At 62.4% G+C, this 23,302-nt stretch carries 20 protein-coding genes and 1 pseudogene; 4 read left to right on the top strand and 17 right to left on the bottom strand.

Going from position 1 to position 23,302, the window contains the following annotated elements:
- Nucleotides 1-31: 31 nt before the first annotated feature.
- Nucleotides 32-412, bottom strand: a pseudogene (locus V6766_RS06650) (tyrosine-type recombinase/integrase); the annotation flags it as partial.
- A 238-nt stretch (nucleotides 413-650) separates the two neighbouring features.
- On the opposite strand from V6766_RS06650, the gene V6766_RS06645 reads away from it, so the two are divergent.
- Nucleotides 651-2,192: an acetolactate synthase large subunit gene (locus V6766_RS06645; RefSeq protein WP_448465151.1), complete on the top strand. Its 1,542-nt coding sequence runs from the start codon at nucleotides 651-653 to the stop codon at nucleotides 2,190-2,192.
- Nucleotides 2,193-2,238: 46 nt separating this feature from the next.
- On the opposite strand, the gene V6766_RS06640 is transcribed toward V6766_RS06645, so the two are convergent.
- From V6766_RS06640 to V6766_RS06620, 5 genes are all read right to left on the bottom strand, one after another.
- A complete protein-coding gene (locus V6766_RS06640; RefSeq protein ID WP_448464749.1) occupies nucleotides 2,239-3,306 on the bottom strand; it encodes a hypothetical protein in 1,068 nt (355 codons plus the stop codon).
- Nucleotides 3,307-3,484: 178 nt separating this feature from the next.
- Complete coding sequence (locus V6766_RS06635) at nucleotides 3,485-3,943, bottom strand: tripartite tricarboxylate transporter TctB family protein (RefSeq protein ID WP_448464747.1); 459 nt, start codon at nucleotides 3,941-3,943, stop codon at nucleotides 3,485-3,487.
- Entirely contained in the window at nucleotides 3,936-5,441 is a 1,506-nt protein-coding gene (locus V6766_RS06630; RefSeq protein ID WP_448464745.1) for a tripartite tricarboxylate transporter permease, read from the bottom strand. Before V6766_RS06630 ends, V6766_RS06635 begins: the two co-directional genes overlap by 8 nt.
- A 29-nt stretch (nucleotides 5,442-5,470) precedes the next feature.
- On the bottom strand, nucleotides 5,471-5,770 hold the full coding sequence (locus V6766_RS06625; RefSeq protein WP_448464743.1) for a UxaA family hydrolase: 300 nt from the start codon (nucleotides 5,768-5,770) through the stop codon (nucleotides 5,471-5,473).
- Entirely contained in the window at nucleotides 5,767-6,936 is a 1,170-nt protein-coding gene (locus V6766_RS06620) for a UxaA family hydrolase (protein ID WP_448464741.1), read from the bottom strand. The genes V6766_RS06625 and V6766_RS06620 overlap by 4 nt, the downstream gene beginning before the upstream one ends.
- Nucleotides 6,937-7,195: 259 nt before the next feature.
- On the opposite strand from V6766_RS06620, the gene V6766_RS06615 reads away from it, so the two are divergent.
- Nucleotides 7,196-8,173: a LysR family transcriptional regulator gene (locus tag V6766_RS06615; protein ID WP_448464739.1), complete on the top strand. Its 978-nt coding sequence runs from the start codon at nucleotides 7,196-7,198 to the stop codon at nucleotides 8,171-8,173.
- Nucleotides 8,174-9,217: 1,044 nt separating this feature from the next.
- Here the strand turns inward: V6766_RS06615 and V6766_RS06610 are convergent.
- The 3 genes from V6766_RS06610 to V6766_RS06600 form a co-directional block, all read right to left on the bottom strand.
- Complete coding sequence (locus tag V6766_RS06610) at nucleotides 9,218-9,640, bottom strand: PIN domain-containing protein (RefSeq protein ID WP_448464737.1); 423 nt, start codon at nucleotides 9,638-9,640, stop codon at nucleotides 9,218-9,220.
- Nucleotides 9,637-9,903: a type II toxin-antitoxin system Phd/YefM family antitoxin gene (locus V6766_RS06605; RefSeq protein WP_448464735.1), complete on the bottom strand. Its 267-nt coding sequence runs from the start codon at nucleotides 9,901-9,903 to the stop codon at nucleotides 9,637-9,639. Before V6766_RS06605 ends, V6766_RS06610 begins: the two co-directional genes overlap by 4 nt.
- 86 nt (nucleotides 9,904-9,989) lie before the next feature.
- Nucleotides 9,990-11,060 (bottom strand): tyrosine-type recombinase/integrase, encoded by a 1,071-nt coding sequence (locus V6766_RS06600; RefSeq protein WP_448464733.1) that lies wholly within the window; start codon nucleotides 11,058-11,060, stop codon nucleotides 9,990-9,992.
- 146 nt (nucleotides 11,061-11,206) lie between these two features.
- Here V6766_RS06600 and V6766_RS06595 point away from each other — a divergent pair, with 146 nt between their 5' ends.
- Both V6766_RS06595 and scpB read left to right on the top strand, forming a co-directional pair.
- Entirely contained in the window at nucleotides 11,207-12,160 is a 954-nt protein-coding gene (locus V6766_RS06595; RefSeq protein ID WP_448464731.1) for a DUF1403 family protein, read from the top strand.
- Between the two features lie 2 nt (nucleotides 12,161-12,162).
- Nucleotides 12,163-12,888, top strand: a complete 726-nt coding sequence (gene scpB / locus V6766_RS06590; RefSeq protein WP_448465149.1) for an SMC-Scp complex subunit ScpB — start codon at nucleotides 12,163-12,165, stop codon at nucleotides 12,886-12,888.
- Nucleotides 12,889-13,152: 264 nt separating this feature from the next.
- Here scpB and V6766_RS06585 read toward each other — a convergent pair whose 3' ends face one another.
- The 8 genes from V6766_RS06585 to V6766_RS06550 all read right to left on the bottom strand — a co-directional run bounded on the left by V6766_RS06585 (nucleotide 13,153) and on the right by V6766_RS06550 (nucleotide 23,245).
- Nucleotides 13,153-14,820: an HAL/PAL/TAL family ammonia-lyase gene (locus V6766_RS06585; RefSeq protein WP_448464729.1), complete on the bottom strand. Its 1,668-nt coding sequence runs from the start codon at nucleotides 14,818-14,820 to the stop codon at nucleotides 13,153-13,155.
- 95 nt (nucleotides 14,821-14,915) lie between these two features.
- Nucleotides 14,916-16,208 (bottom strand): TRAP transporter large permease, encoded by a 1,293-nt coding sequence (locus V6766_RS06580; protein WP_448464727.1) that lies wholly within the window; start codon nucleotides 16,206-16,208, stop codon nucleotides 14,916-14,918.
- Nucleotides 16,208-16,765: a TRAP transporter small permease gene (locus tag V6766_RS06575; RefSeq protein WP_448464725.1), complete on the bottom strand. Its 558-nt coding sequence runs from the start codon at nucleotides 16,763-16,765 to the stop codon at nucleotides 16,208-16,210. Before V6766_RS06575 ends, V6766_RS06580 begins: the two co-directional genes overlap by 1 nt.
- A gap of 27 nt (nucleotides 16,766-16,792) precedes the next feature.
- Complete coding sequence (locus V6766_RS06570) at nucleotides 16,793-17,797, bottom strand: TRAP transporter substrate-binding protein (protein ID WP_448464723.1); 1,005 nt, start codon at nucleotides 17,795-17,797, stop codon at nucleotides 16,793-16,795.
- 63 nt (nucleotides 17,798-17,860) lie between these two features.
- A complete protein-coding gene (locus V6766_RS06565; RefSeq protein ID WP_448464721.1) occupies nucleotides 17,861-19,519 on the bottom strand; it encodes a urocanate hydratase in 1,659 nt (552 codons plus the stop codon).
- 1 nt (nucleotide 19,520) lies between these two features.
- Nucleotides 19,521-20,612: a DUF917 domain-containing protein gene (locus tag V6766_RS06560; protein WP_448464719.1), complete on the bottom strand. Its 1,092-nt coding sequence runs from the start codon at nucleotides 20,610-20,612 to the stop codon at nucleotides 19,521-19,523.
- Nucleotides 20,613-20,615: 3 nt separating this feature from the next.
- The gene (locus V6766_RS06555; protein ID WP_448464717.1) at nucleotides 20,616-21,863 is read right to left on the bottom strand and encodes a Zn-dependent hydrolase; all 1,248 of its coding nucleotides are present in this window, start codon (nucleotides 21,861-21,863) and stop codon (nucleotides 20,616-20,618) included.
- Entirely contained in the window at nucleotides 21,860-23,245 is a 1,386-nt protein-coding gene (locus tag V6766_RS06550; RefSeq protein WP_448464715.1) for a dihydroorotase, read from the bottom strand. Before V6766_RS06550 ends, V6766_RS06555 begins: the two co-directional genes overlap by 4 nt.
- Between the last annotated feature and the right edge of the window lie 57 nt (nucleotides 23,246-23,302).

Raw genomic sequence — 23,302 nt, 5'->3', positions numbered from 1 at the left:
GTGGCGAAACGCGCCAGGGCAGGGAAGGGGCCTACAGCCCCGCCGCCTTTGTGAGATTGACCCTGAACCGGTCGCGCCTGCGCTGATAACGCCTTGTCATCTCGGCCGACGCATGGCCGAGTTGTTTCTGGACATAGCGCTCGTCGACCTCGGCCGAGGAGGCGAGGCCCGCTCTCAGGGAATGACCGGAGAACAGTTTTATCCGTTCGGCCTCGGGCAGTTCGCCGCGAATGCCGGCGGCAAGAACGGTCTTCTTGATGAGGCGGGCGATCTCCTGATCCTTCAGCCGGTCCGCCCCGACGGCCTTGCCCCTGCCGGTGACGCGGCGGAACAGCGGGCCGTGGCCGATCCTGCCGAGTTTCAGCCAGGTCTCGACCGCGGCGACCGGGCAGGTGAGATCCGAGGAGCCGCGGCGGCCCTCATCTCGGCCTTTTTCGCTGTTACCGAGACGCGAAGGGTACGCGTGTGATGCCTTGGTCGACAGGACAGGAGACATAACGCCTACCTATCACATGAGAGAGAAAGCCAGACTTCACCTATCGCTAATCCGGCGATAAGCTTGATTCCCGCGTTGAATCCGACAAAACCCTAACGACGGTGGAGCGCCATCCGGCAAGCATGGAGGAAGTTGTATGGCCGCAGGATCTGAGATGAATGGCGCCGAAAGCCTTGTTCACACGCTTCAGAAATCGGGCGTCGACACATGCTTTGCCAATCCGGGGACCAGCGAAATGCATTTCGTCGGCGCCCTGGACCGGATACCGGGCATGCATTGCGTACTAGGCCTTCAGGAAAATGTCGTGACCGGCATGGCGGATGGCTATTACCGGATTGCCGGAAAACCGGCCTGCACGCTGCTTCACTGCGGCCCGGGCCTCGCCAACGGCATGGCCAATCTGCACAACGCCAGACGCGCCCGCGCCGGCATCGTCAACATTGTCGGCGACCAGGCAACCTATCATCGCCCCCTCGATGCACCTCTGACGGCGGATACGGAGGGCATGGCGCGAACCGTTTCTCATTGGGTGCGCACATCTTCGCAGGCGCGTGACGTGGGCCGCGATGCGGCAGCCGCCGTGCAGGCGGCAAGCGCGCAGCCTGGCCAGATCGCGACGCTGATCCTTCCGGCCGATGCCTCATGGAACATGGGCGGGGAGGTTGCCGAGCCGCTTGCCGTGCCGCCGCCTCCGTCGGTCGATCCGCACGCGGTCGAGACGGCGGCGCGAATTCTGCGCACTGAAAAGAACGTGCTGCTCCTGCTTGCCGATCAGGCGACGCTGGCGCCCTCGCAAGAGCTTGCCTGGCGGATTGCGCAAGCAACCGGCGCCGATCTTCTGGGCGGATACACGAACGGCCATTTGCAGCGCGGGCGTGGCCGCGTCCAGCTGGAGCGCGTTGCCTATGTCGTCGACGAGGCAATCGCGATGCTCGCCAGGTACGACCATATCATTCTGGTGAACGCCACGCCGCCGGTCGGCTTCTTCGCCTATCCTGGCCGGCCCTCGCTGCAGTATCCCCCGACCGCGCAACTGCATGTCCTGTCGCGGTTTGACCAGGATTCGGAGGCGGCGCTTCAAGCGCTTGTCGACGAACTCGGCGCGCCAAAAGCCGCCATTCCCGATCCCGGCCCCCTTCCCGATGTCGCCACAGGCGCACCCACGCAGGAAGGGCTGGCGCGCACGCTCGCGGCGCTGATGCCGGAGGGGGCCATCATCTCGAATGAAAGCATCTCGTACGGGCGGGATTTCGAGCGGTTCACCCACGCCGCACCCGCGCATGACTGGCTCAACCTCGGCGGCGGGGCGATTGGCGACGGACTTCCGGTTGCCACCGGAGCGGCGATAGCCGGCAAGGGCGAGCGGCGCGTGATCAGCCTGCAGGCCGACGGTTCGGCAATGTATTCCCTGCAATCCCTGTGGACGCAGGCGCGGGAAAACCTGCCCTGCACCACGATCGTGCTCAACAACCGGAAATACAATATTCTCATCGCGGAATACGCCAATGTCGGCGCCATGCCAGGGCCGACCGCCATGAGCATGCTGGACCTCTCAAGACCGGACATCGACTGGGTGCAGCTCGCCAATGGCATGGGCGTCGAGGCGGCGCGCGCGACGACGCTTGAACAATGCGCCGATCTGATGCGGCAAAGTTTCAAACAAAACGGCCCGTTTCTGATCGAACTGATGATCTGACGGATCCGGCCGGACGCCTCCCGGGACGCGTCCGGCAGTGGCCGATCTATTTGAAATAGACCGGGGCGATCTCCTTGAGAACCTCGACAACATCGGGCGACTTGAAGCCGTCATAAAGGGCGTCGAGCATTTTCCGCGTGCCCGCCTCGCCGGTGAACGGTCGCAGGGCGGTCTGCATGTTCTCCACGGCCTTCGCGTATTCGGGATCGGCCGCGGCCTTGGCGATGGCATCCTGCCAGGCGGTTACATATTCCTGCGGCGTTCCGGGCGCGAGGACGTAGATCATCTGCGCGGCGGCTGCCTGATTGAAGGCCGAAAACAACTTGTATTTCGGCGTGCCCAGTACCTCGGGCGCATATTCGCGCACCATCGTATCGAAGGTCGGCGCATCGATCGCCGGTTCCGGATCGAACCTGTCGCCGTTCGGAATGCCGACCTGGCCGAAAGGCCTGACGGATCCCGTTTCGGCAATGGCCGTGCTCTGGACGGCGTAATAGTCGCCGTTGAGGCTCGTGACGTTCGTTTCCCCCTGTGTGACCGACTGAACCATATTGCCGGCCAGCCGGTAGCCACCGATGATGTTGACCTTGGCGCCGAAGATATTGGCGAATACGGCGAAGCGGCTGGCGTTCTCGCTGGCCGGAGAGGTGGCGCTGAAAAGCAACGGCTTCGGCGTGTGGGCGAGATCGGTGGGTTTCGACACATTCATGTCATCGCGTATGAGGACGACGGTGTTGACCGGCTGGCTTCCCGCGATTGCGAGATCGCGCAGATCGAAGTCGAAGTCGTTGACGGTCACCCACCTGACCGGCATCGAGTTGCACAGGCAGATTTCCATTCCGTCAGGCGACGAGGAATTGTGCATATAGTTACCGGCCTGAATGCCCGCCGCCCCCGGTTTCGGTTCAACGACGACGGTCGGCTCTCCCGGCAGGTATTTCTGAATGAAGGGCGCAATGGTACGGGCGAAGAGATCCGTGGATCCGCCGGCTCCGTAGTTCTGGATAATGCGCACGGTCTTGCCGGAAAAATCCACATCCGCGGCCCCCGCAGGTCCCGCCATGGACAATATGGCAAGGGCTCCCGATACTGCAGCAATCAGATTCAGCTTCATTTTTTCCTCCTCCTTGGGTGCACGAGACTGGTCAATCAGCAACCGGTGCACACGGTCGCCTTGGGAAAGCGGCGCTTATCCTCCCTGCACCGCTTTCCCGAGTATTCCGGTTTTGGTCCGATGCGAGGCGAGCAGGTTCCTCTTCAAGCTCGTCGCACCGGTCGCACGCCTCTTTCCGCTAGGTGAAGAGGAACCATGGCTCTGGAAGCGGAAGGCGAAGCACCCGCTCCACAACGACCAGCAGAAAGACCAGAGTCGCAGCGGACGCGACCAATGCCGTCGTCCATCGCTCGCCATGCGCAAGCATGTAGCTGAGCACAAACACAGGCGTGGCAACGGGAAAACCGAAAACGATCGCACCGGCGAAGAACGCGCCAATCCAGGCCGCATAGCGCAAGGTGAGTCCGAGCGGCAGCCGTTCCCCCTCCGTCATAGGAGAAGCGCTGCCGGATTGCGGCAGAAGCGTATGCGCTATGCCGCAAGCAAGCATTACCACGCAATTGAAGATCGGGAAGCTTGCGGCCATCGTCTCCCAACTCAACGCACTGACCAGAGCGACAGCGGCAAGCGCCGACAGCGCTATGCCGAACCACCACGAGATATCCCGAAGCCTGCTATATTGTTCCGGCTCACGCATCGGCCCCTCCTCCACGAATCTGCGCGCGCCCCCGCGCTCTGCGAACCAGCATCGTCAGCAGGAATGCTAGCATCACGACGAGGGTGGCGAGAACGATCGGCCGTTGCCAGAGCCATGACGCGCCATAGACCTGAACGGAAATGAAGAAGTTCGGCTCGGCAATCTCGCCAAGCACCATGCCGATCAGCAGCGGCACGCGCGGCCAGTCATAGGCTTTCATGAAAAGCCCGAGAGCGCCGAACACGGCAAAGGCGACGAGATCGCCGAAGGAGTTGCTCGCAAACGTCGCCCCGATCGCCATGAAGGCGATGATCAGCGGCGCGATGATGGATGCTCGCACCTGGCAGAGCTTTACGATATAGCGCTGAAGCACAAGGCAGAGGATCGCGACCACGATATTGGCGAGGATCACCGTCCACAACATCTGGAAGGTGAGCGGCAGCTGCTCGTTGAGCATCGCGCTTCCCGGCCGTAGGCCGACGATGAGGAAGACGCCAAGCATCACCGCCATCGAAGCATTGCCGGGAATGCCGAGAGCGACGGTCGGGATGATCGCGCCCGGCTTCTGCGCCGTGGTCGCCGCCTCCGCCGACAGCACGCCGCGAATGTCGCCCTTGCCGAACTGCGACTTGTCGCGCGCCGACTGCACCGCATGGGAATAGCCGAGCCACTCGGCGGCCGATCCGCCAAGGCCCGGGATAACGCCGCAGACGCCACCGATGATCGAGCATCGCACAACCAGCCAGCCATGCCGTATCGTGTCCCTCAGCCCCGCGGCCGCGCCTCCGACGGCGGAAAACGAGCGGGCGATCGGCGAGCGACGGATCATCAGTTCCATCACCTCCGGCACCGCGAACAGGCCGAGCGCCACCGGTACGATCGGCATTCCGTCCTCAAGGTAATAGGTGCCGAGCGTGTAACGATGATCGCCCGTGGAACCGGCAATGCCGATGCAGGAGATCAGCAGGCCCGCCGAGGCGACCATGAGGCCGCGCGGCAGATTTGGGCCGACGAGCGATGCCGCCATCACCAGCCCCATCATCGCCAGCATGAAGAATTCGGGCGAGCCGAAGGAATTGATGATCGGCCGGATGACCGGCAGCAGCACCAGAAAAATCGCCGAAAACACGATCGTGCCGACGATGGATGCGAAATAGGACGCCGCCAATGCCCGGCCCGCCTCGCCGCGCTTGGCCATCGGATAGCCATCGAGATAGGTCGCCTGCGCCGCGGACGTGCCCGGAATGCCGAGCAGAACAGCCGGGATGGCATCCGTCTGCGTCGTGACGGCGTACATGCCGAGCAGGAACGAGAACGCCACCTCCGGCGGCTGGCCGATTGCGAATGGCAGCAGCAACCCCATGCCTGTAAGGCCGGAAAGCCCGGGAATGAGGCCGAAGAACATCCCTGCAACAATGCCGACGAACGTCCAGGCGAGGACTTTCACCGTGAATATCGTACTCAATCCAAGAAACAGCGCTCCAAAAATGTCTTCCATTTCCCGCCCCCTCCACGCGGCGATGAAATTCAGCTTACGCCATAGCGGATGCTCTTTATGTTGTGGGTGTGCAGGTGGCACCCCGGCCTGACGTCCGCCGTGGTGACCCCGATCATCTCCCCGCCCTTGATGACCGGCGTCTGATCTGAAAGCGCGCGAACCGTGAATTTGTGGTAGCGCGGAATAGCCTCACTGATCTCCACTTGCCGGTCGCCATCGGTGGTCTTGATCTTCGCGATGTCTCCGGGCGCAAGCGGCGTCAGGGCGAGCGCCACGTGATCGTCACTGTCGAGCATCAGCCCCGAATAGGGCGCCGCTTTTTCGGTCATAGCGATTCTCCGCATCTGCTGATGGTTTCAGAGCCCTCGGAAAGGATCTCGCCGAAGGTTGCTGTCCCGGAGGCCACATCGGCGATGCGCGCCAAAAGCAACTGCGTTGCTTCGGCAAACCCCATCGTTCCGGTCAGGATGGGGCTGGCGTCGAAATCGATCTGCTCTGTCAGATTGGCGCAGGTGTCGGCATTGGCCGATACCTTGACGGTCGGTGCCAGAAGGCTGACATAGTTGTTGCCCGGCCCTGTGGTGAACAGGATCATATGCGCGCCCGCCGCGACGAATCCGGAGAGCGATTCAGTGCTGTAATAGGGCTGATCCATGAGCCACACGCCCGGCCCCTTCGGCGCTTCGCCTTGCTGCAACAGCCCCTGAAGCGGCGTCGAACCGGTTTTCCTGACGGCGCCGAGCGATTTTTCCTCAAGCGTTGACAGGCCCATCGATATGTTGACGGGTCCGGGGTTCGTGCCGATCAGGTCAATGCCGGCGGCGGCGGCGCGCTCTATCCGCCGGTTTATCGCGTCCTGCACGTCCTGCATGACGCCCGGCGTCTTCGCGCGTTTTTCCAGAAGATGCTCCGCCCCGAACCATTCCATCGTCTCGCCGGCGATGACCCGACCTCCCGAACCGGCAACGGCATCGGCGACATGGCCCAGCAACGGATTGGACGCAATGCCGGACGTCGTGTCGGATCGCCCGCATTCGACCCCGATGCAGAGATCGGACAGGTTTGCCGGACTGCGGCGCGCGGCCGACAATTGCTGCATGAAATGTGCGCCTGCCCTGACGGCGGCGTCGGTCAGGCGCAGACTGTCGTGACCGAAAGCATCGAGCACCAGCATTTCGACAGGACGCCCGCTTGCGGCGATCCTGTCGCGAAACCGCTCGGCCTCGGGAAAATTGCAGCTGATCACCAGCACCGCGCCGACATTCGGGTGCAGCGCGAAGCCTTCCAGCATGCGGTAGCGCAGCTTCGCGTCCTCGGCGATGATGCCGCCGGTATAGGCCGTGGAAATCACCTTGGCGCCCTTCAGGATCATGCCGACCCGCTGCGCTATCGGAACCGTCAGCCCCGAGATCGACAGGATCAGCAAATCGTTTCGAAGCGCTACAGAGCCGTCCGGCCTGCGATAGGCGTCGAAGTGGACATGATCAGTCGTCATGACACGCGGTCCTGACCTTAGAGCGTGCTTCCATTTTCAAACTCTCCTCCATTCATGCCCGTCGCCGGGACCAGGACGCCGGTTTCAGCCGCCTTGCAGCATCATCCGGCTATGTTGTCCGGTCTCACAAAAGGACGGTGGAGCTTCACCTCAACCTTTGAGGTTATGCATCCGGATACGACAACTGTAAGTCCAATTTTAGACGCGCTCGAGTGAAAATGAATAGACGTATATTCTTCTCAAGTGATATGATTTCCTTATGCAGAAACGACAGCTCTACATCGACCGCCTGCGGATCCGTCACCTCAAGCTTCTGGAGATGATCGAAAGCCATGATTCGCTGCGCACGATCGCGGAGGTCCTGAACACCAGCCAGCCGGCCCTGTCGCAATTGGTGCGCGATCTGGAGAACGCCTTTGACGCCTCGCTGGTCAACCGGTCCGCGCGCGGCGTGAGCCTGACGCCCGCCGGACGCCTTGCCCTGCAGCGCGTCCGCCAGGCCGTTGCCGCGATTGACCATCTCGGCGAAGAGCTCGAGGTCGGCAGCATTCCGGTTTTGAGGATCGGGACGAACCCGGTTCTCCTGCATGACGAGGCATTCCCGACCGCCTTCGCAAACATGTTCGCCGAGGGTGCGACCCTGCGCTACAAGATCAGCTCCGCCCGGGAGAGACTGATGGTGCAGGCGCTGGAGGACGGCGAAATCGACTGCTATCTGGGCATCGTCAACTGGGACAAGATGCCCGCGCAGGCCGCCACCAACCTGAGCTATGAATCACTCGGCCGTACGCCGCTGACGATCATCTGCAACCGCGATCATCCGCTGCTTTCCCGCGATCCGCTTGCGGCGAGCGACCTGCTGGAATGGCAGTGGGCGCTACAGCCGGACGGCTCCTATCATCGCAATCTCCTGGAAAATGCCTTCCGCGGCCTCGACCTTCAAACGCCCGAGCCGGTGGTCGAAGTCTCCGCGGACCCGTTCGCGCTGGTGCAGATCATCGCGCGGACCGACATGCTCTCCTGCATTCCCGAGACGACAATTGGACGGCTGGCCTCCGATGGACTGGTGAGGCGTCTCTCACCCGCCGATCTCAAGATCGAGGCGAGCAACATCCAGTTCGTCACGCTTTCGCAAAACCGGAACTTCGAGCCGCTCAACCAGCTCTACCGGCACCTCAAGGCCACATTTGCGGGCAATGTCGACACGGCCCAGAGAAAAGTGCCTGAGAAACCCTGATGCTGTTCGAAATCCGGGGGACTTATCTAATTGATCTGGTCCGCAGGGGCAGCCGAAGGTAAGCTGTATTTGACGCGAAGCATTCACGGGCTTAGCCAACGGCCGTATTGAATTCCTTTCCGCTCTGCTCTGTATAACCTCGCAACTGGGCGGGAGGGGAAGGTAAAAACTGTTACCCGTTGGAGTGGGATGCGATCGCGCAAACCGGTGTTCCGGTGAGGTCCGCCTGCAGAACATAGGCACGGCCGCAGGGAGTGACAGCTGTTACCTCAACGATAGTCATCCAAACAACCGGGCTAAAGGCGTGTAGAGCTATTAACGGCGTTGTACTATCTGCCGTCGGAAGAGACAATGTCCCGATTTAGGTCACAACTCGACAAGCGCTACACCACGCCGCTCGGATACCCCAAAAGGATCAAAGCATGGAGCCTGCGCCGAAAACCTCTCCGGATCAAACCCAGCCAAGTCAGTCCTGCGTTTGACAATGTCATTGATTGCATCTCCCGCGCACGGAAAAACTCCGGGTATTATTCCACATACAAACAGTTCAAACATGCATATGAGCAGCCCGAACATCACTGTTTTTCGCTGAGCCTGTGTCTCGTCGAAGAAGTGTTGCTGGAGCGCGGGATGTTGTAATTTGCGAAACCATCACACGCTCGGCGCAAGAACTGGGCAAGGTTAATGCCAAACAGCTACGCTTCAAGAAACCGTTATCCCGCGAGATTTGAAATCTGGACGAAGTTGGCAATCTTATGAGCAGCCAGAAGCACTGGCTTTAGCACAATGTCGACCAGGGTGAACCCGCCCTATTTTCCGATCAGCAATTTGGTGACGAGCGCCCTTCTACTCCGGCGGGAGTAGATCAATAGCGTGAAGATGCTGGACGGCGAGAGGGGAGGGGGCCGGCCGTGTGTGAAAACGAGCCAACACGCGGCCTCAACCTAACAATTGCGACGCTTTGTCATGCCGCACCTGTGCAGTTTTGGCAATCAGAACGCTCCAGCGGAGCGATAGCGACGGTCGGCCGGGCTCGATTTCTACTTACACGGCCCATGGATCGATCAGCTCTATGCCACAGCCCGTGAAATCCTTGATGTTGCGTGTTGCAAGGGTGAGCCCGTGTGCCATTGCCGTGGCCGCGATCAGCCCGTCCATCGATGACATAGCGCGACCGCGACGCTTTGCGTCCCCCATCAGGTCGCCCCAGGCGAAAGCCACGGCTTCGTCCACCGCAAGCACGCGGTGTTCGAAACGTTGCGGCAGATCGTTAGCAAGCCAATCTGCGAGAGCATCGCGCTTTCGCCCGCTATCCATGAGCGCGACACCACGACGGATTTCGGCAAGCGACACGACGCTGAGAAAGGAACGATCCTCGTCAATGTCATCGAGCCACGCAAGAACGCGGCTGTCCGGGCGCGGTTTCGTCACTTCCGAGAGGACATTGGTGTCGAGCAGGAGCTTCACAGCGATAGATCGCGCGGTTCGTCGCCCTGGCGGTCCAGATCAATCTCGGCGCCATGCAGCGGGGAGGCCATCAGAAACTCGGCCAGCGTCCCCTTGCGCGCGACCTTCCTCTGCCATTCTTCAGCGGAGACGACAACGACTGTTGGCTTTCCGTTGCGCGTAATCGTCTGTGGCGTGGATTGCGCACGCTCAATCACCTCTGAAAGCTTTGCTTTTGCTTTGGCCACCGTCCAGTTCTTTTCTTCGTGCGATACGGGCTGCATTGCGCACCTCCTGACCAGAATGACTATAATGACTATATAAATTACCGGCTTATGGACCGCAAGTGGCGCCGGAGTAGAGACGGCGACTACAACCCCGCCGCTTTGGTGAGATTGACGCGGAACCGGTCACGCCTGCGCTGGTATCGCCTTGTCATTTCTGCGGATGCATGGCCGAGCTGTTTCTGGACGTAGCGCTCATCGACCTCGGCCGAGGAGGCGAGGCCGGCGCGCAGCGAATGGCCGGAGAACAGTTTTATCCGTTCAGCCTCGGGCAGGTCGCCGCGAATGCCGGCGGCAAGAACGGTTTTCTTGATGAGCCGGGCGATCTCCTGATCCTTCAGCCGGTCCGCCCCGACGGCCTTGCCCCTGCCGGTGACGCGGCGGAACAGCGGGCCGTGGCCGATCCTGCCGAGTTTCAGCCAGGTTTCGACGGCTGCGACCGGGCAGGTGAGATCCGAGGAGCCGCGGCCGATCTCCACCTCGCGCCAGCCGGTCTTGCCGCGCAGCGTCACCAGCATGCCCTTGTCGAGGATCTCGATCCAGCCGTTGCCGTCCTCGGTCTGGTCACGGCCGCAATCGAGCGCGACGATTTCCGAGCGGCGCAGACCGCCGGCAAACCCCATCAGCAGCATGGCGCGGTCGCGCAGGCCCCTGAGCGTGCCCCGGTCGAGCGTTTCGACCATGGCGATCAGCTCTTCCGGCAGGATCGCCTCCTTCTGGCGCGGGGGCGCGGCATGGCGATTGCGGATGCCGGCGAGCACCGTGGCGATGTGGCGGTCGCGGCGATCGAGCGTGAGACCGCGCTGCGCATAGTTCCACGCGATTGCCGACAGCCGCCGCTCGATGGTGGAGACCGCGCTCGGCTTTGCCCGCGGGGCCGCTTCGCCTGCGGCGAGCGCCGTAATGTAGAGCCCGACCGTCTTGGGATCCGGGGTGAGGGCGGAGAGCCCCTTGCGCCGGCACCAACTTGAAAAATGCGCCCAGTCGGCGGCATAGGCGCGCCTTGTATTGGCCGAACTTGAGGCGTCGACATAGCCCCGGGCGCGTTCGACCAGCGGCGCAAGATGACCCGTCAACGCGCCCGACGGCTGCAATTCATAAGCGGCCGCTGTGCCGAGAGACGGGCTGGCGTGCGGATCGGCGTCGTTTTCGGTCATCAAGGGCCTCAAAATGGGGTTTTTCTCTTTAATGAGCATTATGGACGATAATGCAACATTATCAATCATAACAGGCAAAAGACAAGCTGTGCGGTTTATCTCTATTTCACTGGAATTAACCGCTCGCCTCATATACCCTCGCCACCATGGATTCGTACGCCACATCACACGCTGGAACCGCAGCGAACACCGCGCCTTTGCCAGCCTGGGCCCGCCCGCGCGGGCCCGACTTGAGCGAAGCCGATGCCGCTTTCTCGGCCGGTATCGCCCTGAAATCGCTGGATGATCTCGTCCGATCCGAACCCGTCTGGGCCGGCTGCTGGCGCGAGCGGCAGGCCCTGAAATGCGCCGCTGCCGCCGTCCGTCTGGCCGGTCGCAACGAGGCCGACGCGGCGCTGCGCGATGCCGTTCTGTTCACCGCCGCCGGCGACGATCCGGGCCCAGCCGGAAGGATGTTTCTGGCCTACAAAAGGCTCGCCGCCCGAAAACCCGGCTTTCCCACAAAGCAGGTCGAGGAACTCACCGTTCTGATGGGGCTCGCCTTTGACGACGACCTCGCCGCCATCCCGGAGCTGGCCGATACCGCGCTCCAGTCCGAACGCGCCGTCCCCTTCGTGGTCGCCGACCTTGTCACCGCAATCCTCGCCGTCCGCCCGGATGCCGAGCCGCTGGCCTGGGCCATGGCCGATATGATGATCGCAACCCTGTTGAAGTGGAACCGGCCCGTGCCGCTGCTGATGGCGGAGCGCTACGGCCCGGCATTCCGGACCATCGGGGGCAGGGGGCGTGTGCGAGCGGGCGAGCCGGCGTTCGCCCGCGCCGTCTGCCTGGCACTGGCCGATGGCGCTGCAACCGCATTGCGCTCGGCGGATGCGATCGCGCGTCGGGCGGAGGTTCTGATGGCCGTGGCCCCGAAGGTGCGGACCAAGGGTGCGGGGCCTGTTATTCAAACACTTATGGACGAGGATGCCATCGCCGCGAGTGCCCCCGGCAGCAACCTTTCCCGCTGGGCCGCCTCGCGCCTGTTCGAACGGCTCGAGAGTTTCGGCGCCGTCCGCGAGTTGTCTGGCCGGCCTTCATTTCGGATTTATGGGCTATGACCATGACCGGAGCAAATGCCGCCAAAACACGCCGTCGGAAAACGAAGGCCGCAGCCGGACATGACGGAGCCAAGGCCGCAGACAAAGGGGCGGGAGGCGAACGCCTCTTCGATCGGGAACTCGAAGCCCTGCCGCCCGATCTGCGCTGGCGCGAATGGATGCTGCGGGTGGAGGCCGTGATCTTCGCGTCCGCCGAGCCGGTCACCCGAGAAACACTGGCGCGCGTCGTCGGCAAGGACTGCAGCATCGATCTGCTGATCGACGATCTCCAGCAGGAGCTCGCCAGTCGGCCCTACGAGATCGTCCCGGTGGCCGGCGGCTGGCAGCACCGCAGCCGCCCGGCCTATGCCGATGCCATCCGCGCCTCCGCAGCGCCCACAAGGGGCGGGGGCGCGGCCCTCTCCGAATTCGAATCCATGGTGCTGATGGCCGTCGGCTACTTCCAGCCCATCACCCGCGCCGAACTCTCAAAAATCTTCGGCAAGGAGGTCAGCCGCGACACGATCGGTTCGCTGCGCAACGCCGCCCTCATCGCCTCCGGCCCCCGCAGCCCCACCCCCGGCGCACCCTACACCTATGTCACGACGAAACACTTCCTCTCCGCGTTCGGCATGGGAACGCTCCGTGATCTGCCGGATATCGAGGCGCTCGAGGATGCGGGATTGCTCAGCAGAGCCGCTGTGCAGGAGGAGGCGCTTGCGGCCGTGGGCGAGGGCGAGGAGGAATGAGTTTGCGAATGTAAAGTGACTCGGGAGACACCTTGCCGATATCATGTCCGCTTTTGAGGCAAGGATCTGCGTGCGGCGATGTCGAAATCTGATGCTGCGAACCTTATGGCAACGATCATGTTCCGTTCGGCCTTGTCTCGCCACTCTGGACTGCCCTTGTTTTGACAACATGGTCGGGCCAGACGTCAAAAGCCGACAATCGGGGCCTAGAAGGAACAGGCAAGGCCGGTCCGGCGCGATGCCGGTACCGGCCTTGCGGGTGATTTATCCACCACTGCGCAAGAACGCGTAGCCATTGGCGAAATCGTCGGTGTAGATGCGGTCTTGTTCGACGAAGGGCACGGTCGCGCGATAAGCCTCAAGCAGCGCGCCTGAGGCTTCTCCCAGCGCGGGGCTATCGCGCAGATCCACGGCTTGTGCGGCGTGGAGCAAAGCGATCGAAGACATCCAGTACATGTTGTCCAGGATCCGCGCGAGATTGTCGACCGAAAGCGGTGCGTTACTGTTGAGGTCCTCGATATTGCCCGCCATGGCGATTGATGCGACAGGCGCCTGCGCGCCGATCTGCGCGTTTTCGACCGTCAGCGAGACAAGCGGCTTCTGGATCGCGCCGAAGGCGTGGCCCGCATTGCCATCGGCGGCCAGGAAGCGCGAAAGCCCCGTCATCTCGGGGTTCTCGAGGCGAATGGTTTGCATTGTAATCGCCTGCGACAGCCGGACCAGAGCTGTGTTCAAAGCCTCGACTCGAGTCGCAACGGGCAGCATTTCGAAATTCGCGGTCGGATAGATCGCACCGGAAACATCGCCTTCAATCAAATAGCTGGCGGCCTGCGGGGAGGCGTCCGTATCGACCGCGCCGACGACCACCATGGGATTGTCATCGCTGTGGTTAACATGGACTTCGAGCGCGTCCTGCAGATCCTGCAATGCCACATAGGCACTGCCCAGGACATAGGCCATCGTCCGGTAGGAAAGAGGGTCCTGCAGTGGCCGGTCGGCAGAGGTTTCCCAGAGATAACTGCCCTTCAGCGCGCTGCGGACCTTTTCCGCGCCGGTGATGTTTTCTTCAAAGGGCCGCTCCTCGGCGCTCTCGGCGAGGAACGGTGCGATGTTGCCGTTGAAACCTTCCAGCTGCAACGCGAAGATAGCGGTTTGAAGATCGAGATACTGCCTGACCTCCTCGCTCAGCAGAACCGCCCGGCCAACGGTGAGCGCATTCGTGCTCAGGATCGAGAGGAAGTCCTTGCCGATCGGCTCCAGCGGGGCAATGCCAGCATCGTTCAACGCCTGTGCGGCGGACATACGCTCGCCTGCGACAATCACGTCTCCTTCGCCGATCATTCCAAGACCGATATGAGACGCGAGTGTGATATCGGCTTCGCCAACCGAACCACGTTCGGGCACTACCGGTGTGATGCCCTGTTCGATAAACTGACGGTACATTTCCGCCACAGCCGGCTGCACGCCGGTTCGTCCGGTTGCGACCTGGTTCAACCTGATTGCCATTGCTGCGCGCACCGCGTCCACCGGCATCGGATCCCCGATGCCGGCGCCGTGTGCGCGCAGCGAGGAGAGGTTGAAGGCCCGAGACATCTCCAGCAAGTCCGCATCCAGCACCTTTTTGCCGTCCTTCATCGCGAAGATCGGACGGTCCTTGTTCCAGCCGACGCCGACGGTCAGGCCGTAGACGGCCTTGCCCTGCAACGCCGCCTCCATGACCAGTTCGAGACCTTGCCCGATGCGCTCGGATGCTGGCCCAGTAAGGGAAATCCGCGCGTCGTTGTCATGGCTGATGCCGGCAATATCTTCCACGGTCATGTCCTGCCCTGCGATCACCCAGTCATCAGCGAGTGCCGCACTTGCGGCAAGGCAGATCGCGAGGCCGGCGCTACTGGCGATAAGCCGTCTCGAAATTCTGAACATAAAATTCATCTTGGTCACCCTCTGTTTTGATCGAATGCAGACCGGTCTTACCGCGACCGGTATATGCTGAGGTGCCGCGGTGACGGCACTCGCTGTAATCCGGCTCAGACAAAGATCAGAACGAGACCGGGAAACAGCAGGAAGAAAATGATGCGCAGCAAGTCGGCAGCGATGAAGAACGACGCGCCGCGATAGATATCTCGTAGTTTGAGGTCTTTCTGGATGCCGTTGAGCACGAAGAGGTTGATGCCGACGGGCGGCGTGATCATGCCGATCTCGATGATCATCACATTCATGATCCCCCACCAGATCGGATCGTATTGAAGTTGACCGACGATCAGCGGATAGATGAATGGCATCGTCAAAATCATCGCCGCCATCGCGTCGAACACGCAGCCGAGGCCGATATAGAGCAGGATCACGATGATCAGCACCGCCTCGCGCGGCAGGCCCAAGCCGCCGACCCAGGCGATCGCGGCCTCGGGCAGGCCCGACAGGGTGAGAAAGCTCTTGTAAATCTCCGCGCCGATCAGAATGAGATAGATCATGGCGACGTTGGACGCCGCCTTCTTCAGCGTGTCGATGAAGTTGCTGCGGGTCAGGCGCGCCCGCACGATGCAGGTCACGAACACCAGGGCGACGCCGACCGCCGCGCCTTCGTTGACGGTGAAGATGCCGCTATAGATGCCACCAAGCATGATCACGCCGACCAGCATGGTCAGCCTGGCCTGTCCCGTCGCCCTGGCGCGTTCGCGCCAGGTGGCGGGAGCCAGCGCTTCCGACGTATCTCCGTGAACGGCGATAAAGACGCGCACGGCGATGGCGTAGAACAGCACTGCGACGATGGCGGGCACGATTGCCGCGCGAAACAGCGAGAGCACGCTTTGTTGCGTGAGGATGGCATAGACGACCATCACCACGGAGGGCGGGATCAGCGATCCGAGCGTTCCGCCGCCGGCAATGGAACCGGCGATGAGCGAGTCGGAATAGCCGCGCCGCCGCATTTCCGGCAGGGCGATCTGGACCATGGTCGCGGTGGTGGCAACCGATGAACCGCAGATCGCGCCGAAGGCGGCGCTGCTGCCGACCGTCGTCAGTGCCAGACCGCCGCGCAGATGCCCGACCCAGGCATGGGCAAGGCGATAGATTTCCGAGGACATTCCGGCAATGATGGAAAAGCCGCCCATCAGGATGAACAGCGGAATGATCAGGAGTTCCTGGGAGGAGAGCGATTGCACTGTCGCCACGCCGAAGATCGAAAAGACCGAGGCGTCGAAGGTCAGGAACAGGGTGAAGAGCGTGCCGACAATCGCCATTGATGCAGCGATGGGGACGCCGACCAGAATGAAGGCCAAAAGCGTTGCGAGACCCGCCGCTCCGATCATGATGTCCGACATCATTCCGCTCCTTCCGCGGCTTTATCCAGAGGCGCGGGTTCGGATGCGGAAAGCGCCCGGCCGCATTGTCCGGCCAGAACAACGAGCTGGATCAGCGCCGACATCCAAAGGGCAAGGGAGGCAAGCGCCCAGGCCGGCCAGCGCGGCAGGTTCAAAAGCCAGGTCGTTTCCCCCGAACGCCAGATGTCGAGCGTATAGTCGCTGACCCACCACGCCATCAGCGCGAACATCACAAGCAGGCACAGGTGTCCGAAGACATCCAGCGCTTCGCGCAGACGCCAGGGCAGAGTGTCGATCAGGAAGCGCACAGTGATCGCGCTTCGGCCCGCCGCCATCGCCGGAAAACAGAAGGCGATGGCGACGATGCCGAGCGGGGCATATAGATCGGACAGGCCGTCGATGCCCGAATTGATCACGAAATTGTCGAAGCCGGGAGAAAGATCGCGCAGACCGTAGACGATGTCCGACCGCAGCGCGATATCGAACAGCGTCAGAGCGGTCACCGCCAGCAGGGCGCTCAGGCCCACGACCGCAAGCATGTTGGACAGCCTTGCCATTTCGCGTTTCCTCTCCCGGCTGGGCGATCACTCGCCCAGATTTGCCTTCGCGGCTTCCAGTGTAGCGGCATTGGCCGGGTCGGCGGCAACCCAGTTGTCTACGACTTGCTGGAGCACCTTGTCTGCGCGCTCCATATCGGCTTCGCTGAAGGTGACGAAATGGTGATCGCCCGATGCTTCCAACCGCGCCGTCACTTCATCGGTTTGCTTGTCCATGTTTGCGCCCAGCACTTCGGTGAACCACTCGCCGCGCAGCGCGTCGATTGCCTCGCGCGATTTCGGCGACAGGCTGTCATAGCGATCGCGCGACATTGCCCACAATACCGTGAACGAACCCAGCGGAAGGTTGGTGACATGGTAATGGACGAGATCGCCGATGCCGAAATTGTAGAGGTTGCCGGTATCGACCAGCGCACCGTCGATCAGGCCGCGGCTGATGTTTTCCGCCAGCCCCGTGGCCGGAATATTCGAGACCGGGACCGCGCCCAGCCGCGAGACGATCTGCGCCTGCATCTGTCCCGAAACTCTCAGCTTCTTGCCGCGCAGGTCGCGCAGGCTTTCGATTTCCTCGCTGGTGTGGATGAAATAGGGGCCGGCCTGCAACACGCCGAGCACCACGAGATCGTCCAGTCCGGTGATCTTGCCCTCTTCGATCAGCGCCAGCGTTGCAAGCGAGCCGTCGGAATTGGAGCGCGCGAGATTGGGTAGCTCGAAGACATCCATGCCTTCGATGCGGCCCGGCGTGTAGGGTATCGGGATTTCAGCGATATCGGCAATGCCGTCCTGCACGATCTTGAGCTGCACCTCGCCGCCCGAAACCAGCGAGCCGCCGGCATAAAGCTTGATCTGCAGGGCGCCATCCGAAAGCTCTTCGGCACGTTCGATGAATGCCGGAACCGATACCGCGTTGTTGACGGTTGAGGCTGGCAGGAAGGACGAGAATTTGAGCTCATCGGTCACCTGCTGGGCAAAAGCGGTAGAGGCCAGCGTGACCGACAGCAATGCGCCTGCGAGAATGTTCTTCAGTTTCATGATCATTTCCCTCTTTGATTGGTATTTTTCGGTTGTGCATGCATCTCCCGTCACTCCGAAGGATCAGACGGGAATGTGGTTGATTTTCTTCATCGCTACCTCGTCCAGCGCCTCGGGGTAGCCGGCATCGGCATAACGGATGACGCCGAGGCCAGTGTCGTTGTCGAGTGAGATTTCGAGCCGACGGTCGGCCGCTTCGGTGCCATCGGCGACAATCGTGACGCCGGCCGAGGTCATGTAGCCGGCATAGCCGCCGCCGCCGGAATGCACGGTGACGAGGTCGGCGCGAGACGAGCACAGCAGCATCGCATCCAGAAGCGGCCAGTCGGCAATCGCATCGGAGCCGTCGCGCATGTTCTCGGTCATGATGTTGGGATGCGCCATCCCGGCCGAATCGAGATGATCGCGGGAAAACGCCACCGGTCCGTGCAACGTCCCGGTTGCCACCATGTTATTGACCGCGCGCGCCAGCGCGCTGCGCTCTCCATGGCCCAGCCAGGCGATGCGAGCGGGTAGCCCCTCAAACGGAACATTGTCGCGCGCAAGCCGGATCCAGTTGGTGACGATCTTGTTGTCGGGAAACATCTCGAGCACGAGATCGTCGATCTTGCCGATGTCGGAAGCCTCGCCCGACAGCGCCATCCAGCGAAACGGACCGATCGCGCGGCAAAACAGCGGCCGCAGATAGGCTTCGGTGAAGACGGGGATGTCGAAGGCATTCTCCACACCGCCGATCTGAGCCTGTGTGCGGATCAGATTGCCATTGTCGAACACTTCAGCGCCGCTCTTCTGAAAATTCAGCATCGCCGAGACATGTCGGGCAATGGAGGCGCGGCCGGCCTCGATCAGTTCGCCCGGGTTCTGCGCACGCAGGCGGCGCACACGCTCGATATCGTACCCCTCGGGGATATAGCCATAAACCAGATCGTGGGCCGAGGTCTGGTCGGTCACGATATCGGGGGTGATACCGCGCCGGGCGATTTCGGGGTAAACCTGTGCGGCATTGCCGACGAGCCCGACCGAGACCGCACGACCTTCGGCGCGGGCCTGCTCGATCCGCGCGAGTGCTGAGCCGAGGTCCGGCGCAATTTCATCAAGATACCCGATTTTCTTCCGCGCTGCCGCACGGGCGGAATCGACCTCAACGCACAGGATTGCAGCGCCCGCCATCCGCCCGGCCAACGGCTGGGCGCCGCCCATGCCGCCGAGACCGGCGGTCAGGATGAACCGCCCGGCGAGGCTGCCGGCAAAACGACGCTCGGCGATCCGCATGAAAATTTCATAGGTGCCCTGAATAACGCCTTGCGAGCCGATATATTGCCACGCCCCAGCGGTGAGGCCGCCCCAGCAAATCAGCCCCTTGCGTTCCATGTCATAGAAGTTTTCGGCCTTGGCCCACTGCCCGACGATGTTGCAGTTGGCCATGATCACGATCGGGGCCTCGGGACCGGTTTTCATCAGGCCGACGGGTTTGCCCGACTGGATCACCAGGGTCTGGTCTTCGTCCATGCTGATCAGTGCCTGACGGATCGCATCATGGGCGGCCTTGTTGCGCGCGGCCTTGCCCAGAGCGGCGTAAACGACCAGATTTTCTGGGTCTTCGCCAACGGCCAGAACGTTTTCCATTAACCGCAGCAGCGCCTCCTGCCGCCAGCCCTTTGCGCGCAGCGTCGGGCCGAAGGGGATCGGAAAAGCCGGATGGCGCGGATTGTCCTTCGGCATATCAGTCTTCCAATGCGTAAGAGGTCAGGTCGATGCCCATGACCTTTTCCGGGTGAACATAGACGGCGGGATCGAGAACGCCGGCGCTGATCGGCAAAAGCGCCTTGGGCACATGCAGGACATGGATCTTCATGCCGACCTTCAGTTCACCGACCGATAACGGCTCGGCGTCCGGCGAAAGCGTGGTGATAACGTCAGGGAAAGTGGCGATGCGGCGTCCGTCGGATGCGTCGACGGCCATATATTCATTCATCACATGCAAGGTGACGGCGCGATCGCCACTGCCGATCGTCACGGTACCGACATCGAAGGCCTCATTGGTATAGGTCACGTTCTTTGCCGTGATCTCTCCTTCGACGATATAGGTTCCGCGGGTCGTATGGGCGATGGCATCGAGTATGGCGGAGGGGCCCCTGGGCTCGGCCGCCAGAATCGCATCGCCCAGTTCCAGGGCCTTCGAAATTCCGCCAAGGGCCGCATTTCGGGCGACGTAGGATGCGCGTACCGGGTTGCGCGCTGAGGCGATAAAGCCGCCGGACATATCCGAGGCGGTGCGCAGAACCGGCGAGACGCGGCCCGTGGCGCCTCTGGCGACGAGCTCGATATAGCGGTTTTGCGCGCGATTGCCGCCCACAGCGGTCTGGATCGTTTCTTCCGGCCGTCCGGCCATGCCGATGGCGCCCATATCCCCGGTCGGGTGGGCGCGCATGTCGCCGACCGCATCGAGCACCTTGCAGCCGAGAATGGCGGAAGGCAACCAGGCATTCAGGGTCGAGGACTTGCCGTTCTGTCCGATCATCAGCGCCGCAACGCGCGCGCCAAGCGCTTCCTGGAGCAATTCGACCGCCTTCACATAATCGACGCCGCGCATCTCCCACGGCGTGGTTGAGGCGGGCGCGCCGATGGCGGCGGCGGTGGCGACCCAGTCATCATCGTCAAGTTCCTCGACCGAGACAAGTTCCGGCGCGCCGGCATTGACCGCCGCGCGGCCAAGCATCCGTCCGTGATGCACCCAGCCTCCGCCGCCCGCGGCATAAACCGCGCCGCCGCGCACGGCGGGTTCTACATCCTTTTCGGTGAGAACGCGTGCCATCTGTTATCCTTCCTTGTTCGCGTCGATCGAGATTACGGTATCCGCCAGAACCTCGGCGGCAAGAGACAGATCGGCCGCGTCGGCCCATTCCTCCGCGCAATGCGAACGTCCGCCCGCACAGGGTACGAACACCATTGCCGCCGGGCAGAGCCGCGCCATGAACGCGGCGTCGTGACCAGCGCCCGAGACCATGCGCCGGTGACAGATATCCAGCGCCGCAGCCGCGTCGGACAGGGCGTCAACGAGAGCGCCATCAAGGCGCACCGGATCGTTTTCAGAAATCTTGCGGGTCTCGACGACGATGCCGTTTTGATGCTCATCCTGTTCGCGGTCCTTGATCCAGCGCAGGAAGGCCTCCATGTCGGCCTCGGTCTCTGCGCGGATATCGATCAGCATGCGGACATGGCTGGGAACGACATTGGCGGCATTGGGCTTCATCTCGAACTCGCCCACCGTCGCGGTGAAATGCCGTCCCGCCGCCGTCATCTCTACGGCCTTCGCGCGGACCGCAAGTACCAGTTCGGAGGCGGCGGCCAGAGCGTCGGCGCGGCCGTCCATCGGTGTCGTGCCGGCGTGGTCGGGTCGCCCCGAAACGCTGACCTCCACCCGGGTTATGCCGACGATCGTGGTCACCATGCCGAGGCTCAGACCCTCACGCTCCAGTATCGGTCCCTGTTCTATGTGCATTTCCAGAAAGGCTCTGAGATCATGGCGAAGCGGGACTGTAAGAGCCTCCGCATTGCCGCCGACATCACCAATGGCACGGCGAAGATCGCGGCCCGCGCTCTGGCGCTCAAGCCAGGCGGGCGGCAGAACCCCGGCCACGGCGCGCGAGCCGATGCAGGAAACGCCGAAAATCGACACTTCCTCGGCAAGAAAATCAGCAATTGCGAGATTGTGGCGCAGCATCACGCCCCTGTCTGAAAGAATGCGAGCGACCTCAAGCGCGACAACGACGCCGGCGACGCCGTCGAAACGCCCGCCGTCTGGAACGGTGTCGGAATGAGATCCCAGCATGATCGTGCCGCAACCCGGCTCGCGCCCCTGACGAAAGCCAACCAGATTGGCGCCGGCGTCGAGCGAGACATCAAGGCCTGCCGCCGTGAAGCGATCCGAAAGAAAGCGCCGCCCCTCATCGAAAAGCGGTGAGAAGGCGCGCCGCGTCCATGGTCTTTCCGGCTCGGTGATCGCGGAAAGCGCCGTCAGATCGGCTTCTATCCGATCCCGCGAGGCATGAAGATTGCGTCTCATGCATTGAGCTCCCGACGCAGGCCCAGCGTTTCGGGCGGGCGGACGAAACCGCCGCTGCCCGGCGCGGCCAGAACTTCGTTGCCGTCGAACACCATCCTGCCTTCATGCCAGACCGCGGCCACGGTCCAGGGCAAGGCGATGCCGTCATAGGGAGACCAGTCGGCAACCGAATGCGCGCTGGCGGCGGCCTCATAGACGGCGGGCCGGTCGACAAGCACGGTCAGGTCGGCGTCGCGGCCGACTTCGATGCCGCCCTTGCGTTGATCGAGACGGAAATGGCGCGCCGGGTTTTCTGCCATCAGCCGGGCAGCCCAGAACAGCGGCACGCCGCGTTCCATCGCTCCCTTGACGAATAGCGGAACCATTACCTCAAGCCCGGGAACGCCGGAGGCGCATTTGAGCATATCCGGATTGGACTTGCGCTCGCGCGACCAGCTCACATGGTCGGTCGAGACCATGGAAACGCGACCTTCTGCGACATGACGCCAGATCGCCTCGACCTCGCGGCGCGGTCGCACGGGCGGGTTGATCTTGGCCAGTCCACCCAGACGGGCGACATCGTTTTCCTCGTCCAGCGTCAGATAGTGAATGCAGCATTCGGCGGTGGCGTAAAAGGCCTGGCGGCGGTAACTCTCGGCAATCTCGTAGCCGCGCGCGACCGAGCAGTGCACCACATGGGCCGGGCACCCCGTCTCCGCGCCGGTTTCGTAAATCTGCAGCATTGCCAGCGTTTCGGCGAGTTGCGGGCGGGACAGGCCATGGGCGCGCCAGTCGGTTATGCCCGCAGCCTCGACCTCGGCGATCGCGGCGCGCACATAAGCATCATCCTCGTTGTGAACGCCGGCGGCAAGCCCGGTGCGCGCAACGGCTTCAAAGCAGGCGCGCAGCAATGCGGGCGGGATGCGCGGGAACCGTTCCGGGTCCGTGCCGAAGGTCGAAAACTTGAAGCCGCATACGCCGGCCGCCGCCTGTTCAGCAATCCGCGCGGCACCATCTGCGGGACGGATAGTGCCGTATAGCGCCACGCTGACGCGCGCCTCTCGATCTGCGAGCGCGGCCTTGCGCGCCACCGCCTCGGCGGAGCAGATCAGATTGCCCTCGTCATAGGGCATATCGACGATTGTGGTCACGCCGCCAGCCGCAGCCGCGCGCGTCGAGGCCGCAAACCCCTCGGTTCCGCGCTGCGACAGGGAATGCACCTGGGCATCCACCGCGCCGGGCAGGACAAGTCCTTCGCCGAAATCGTGCCGTTCGGCGGCAGCGGGCGGCCGTCCCTGACCGATCATCGCGATCTTGCCGTCCGCCACCGCGACGAAACCCTCGGGAATCTCACGATCCGCGAGAATGAGGCGTCCTGTGAGAACCAGGTCGAAGTCAGTCATGCATTCCCTCCGTGTCGAATGTGACTATGCGGCGGTTTCTGGAACATGCTATATCCC

Source organism: Martelella sp. AMO21009 (assembly GCF_053484295.1).
This window is presented reverse-complemented; position numbering and strand designations above follow the sequence as displayed.

Bases quoted from the DNA above. Each gene is read 5' to 3' on its own strand.
- V6766_RS06645 (WP_448465151.1), top strand. From the start codon at position 651: ATGAATGGCGCCGAAAGCCTTGTTCACACGCTTCAGAAATCGGGCGTC.
- V6766_RS06640 (WP_448464749.1), bottom strand. From the start codon at position 3,306: ATGAAGCTGAATCTGATTGCTGCAGTATCGGGAGCCCTTGCCATATTG.
- V6766_RS06635 (WP_448464747.1), bottom strand. From the start codon at position 3,943: ATGCGTGAGCCGGAACAATATAGCAGGCTTCGGGATATCTCGTGGTGG.
- V6766_RS06630 (WP_448464745.1), bottom strand. From the start codon at position 5,441: ATGGAAGACATTTTTGGAGCGCTGTTTCTTGGATTGAGTACGATATTC.
- V6766_RS06625 (WP_448464743.1), bottom strand. From the start codon at position 5,770: ATGACCGAAAAAGCGGCGCCCTATTCGGGGCTGATGCTCGACAGTGAC.
- V6766_RS06620 (WP_448464741.1), bottom strand. From the start codon at position 6,936: ATGACGACTGATCATGTCCACTTCGACGCCTATCGCAGGCCGGACGGC.
- V6766_RS06615 (WP_448464739.1), top strand. From the start codon at position 7,196: ATGCAGAAACGACAGCTCTACATCGACCGCCTGCGGATCCGTCACCTC.
- V6766_RS06605 (WP_448464735.1), bottom strand. From the start codon at position 9,903: ATGCAGCCCGTATCGCACGAAGAAAAGAACTGGACGGTGGCCAAAGCA.
- V6766_RS06600 (WP_448464733.1), bottom strand. From the start codon at position 11,060: ATGACCGAAAACGACGCCGATCCGCACGCCAGCCCGTCTCTCGGCACA.
- V6766_RS06595 (WP_448464731.1), top strand. From the start codon at position 11,207: ATGGATTCGTACGCCACATCACACGCTGGAACCGCAGCGAACACCGCG.
- scpB (WP_448465149.1), top strand. From the start codon at position 12,163: ATGACCGGAGCAAATGCCGCCAAAACACGCCGTCGGAAAACGAAGGCC.
- V6766_RS06585 (WP_448464729.1), bottom strand. From the start codon at position 14,820: ATGAATTTTATGTTCAGAATTTCGAGACGGCTTATCGCCAGTAGCGCC.
- V6766_RS06580 (WP_448464727.1), bottom strand. From the start codon at position 16,208: ATGTCGGACATCATGATCGGAGCGGCGGGTCTCGCAACGCTTTTGGCC.
- V6766_RS06575 (WP_448464725.1), bottom strand. From the start codon at position 16,765: ATGGCAAGGCTGTCCAACATGCTTGCGGTCGTGGGCCTGAGCGCCCTG.
- V6766_RS06570 (WP_448464723.1), bottom strand. From the start codon at position 17,797: ATGAAACTGAAGAACATTCTCGCAGGCGCATTGCTGTCGGTCACGCTG.
- V6766_RS06565 (WP_448464721.1), bottom strand. From the start codon at position 19,519: ATGCCGAAGGACAATCCGCGCCATCCGGCTTTTCCGATCCCCTTCGGC.
- V6766_RS06560 (WP_448464719.1), bottom strand. From the start codon at position 20,612: ATGGCACGCGTTCTCACCGAAAAGGATGTAGAACCCGCCGTGCGCGGC.
- V6766_RS06555 (WP_448464717.1), bottom strand. From the start codon at position 21,863: ATGAGACGCAATCTTCATGCCTCGCGGGATCGGATAGAAGCCGATCTG.
- V6766_RS06550 (WP_448464715.1), bottom strand. From the start codon at position 23,245: ATGACTGACTTCGACCTGGTTCTCACAGGACGCCTCATTCTCGCGGAT.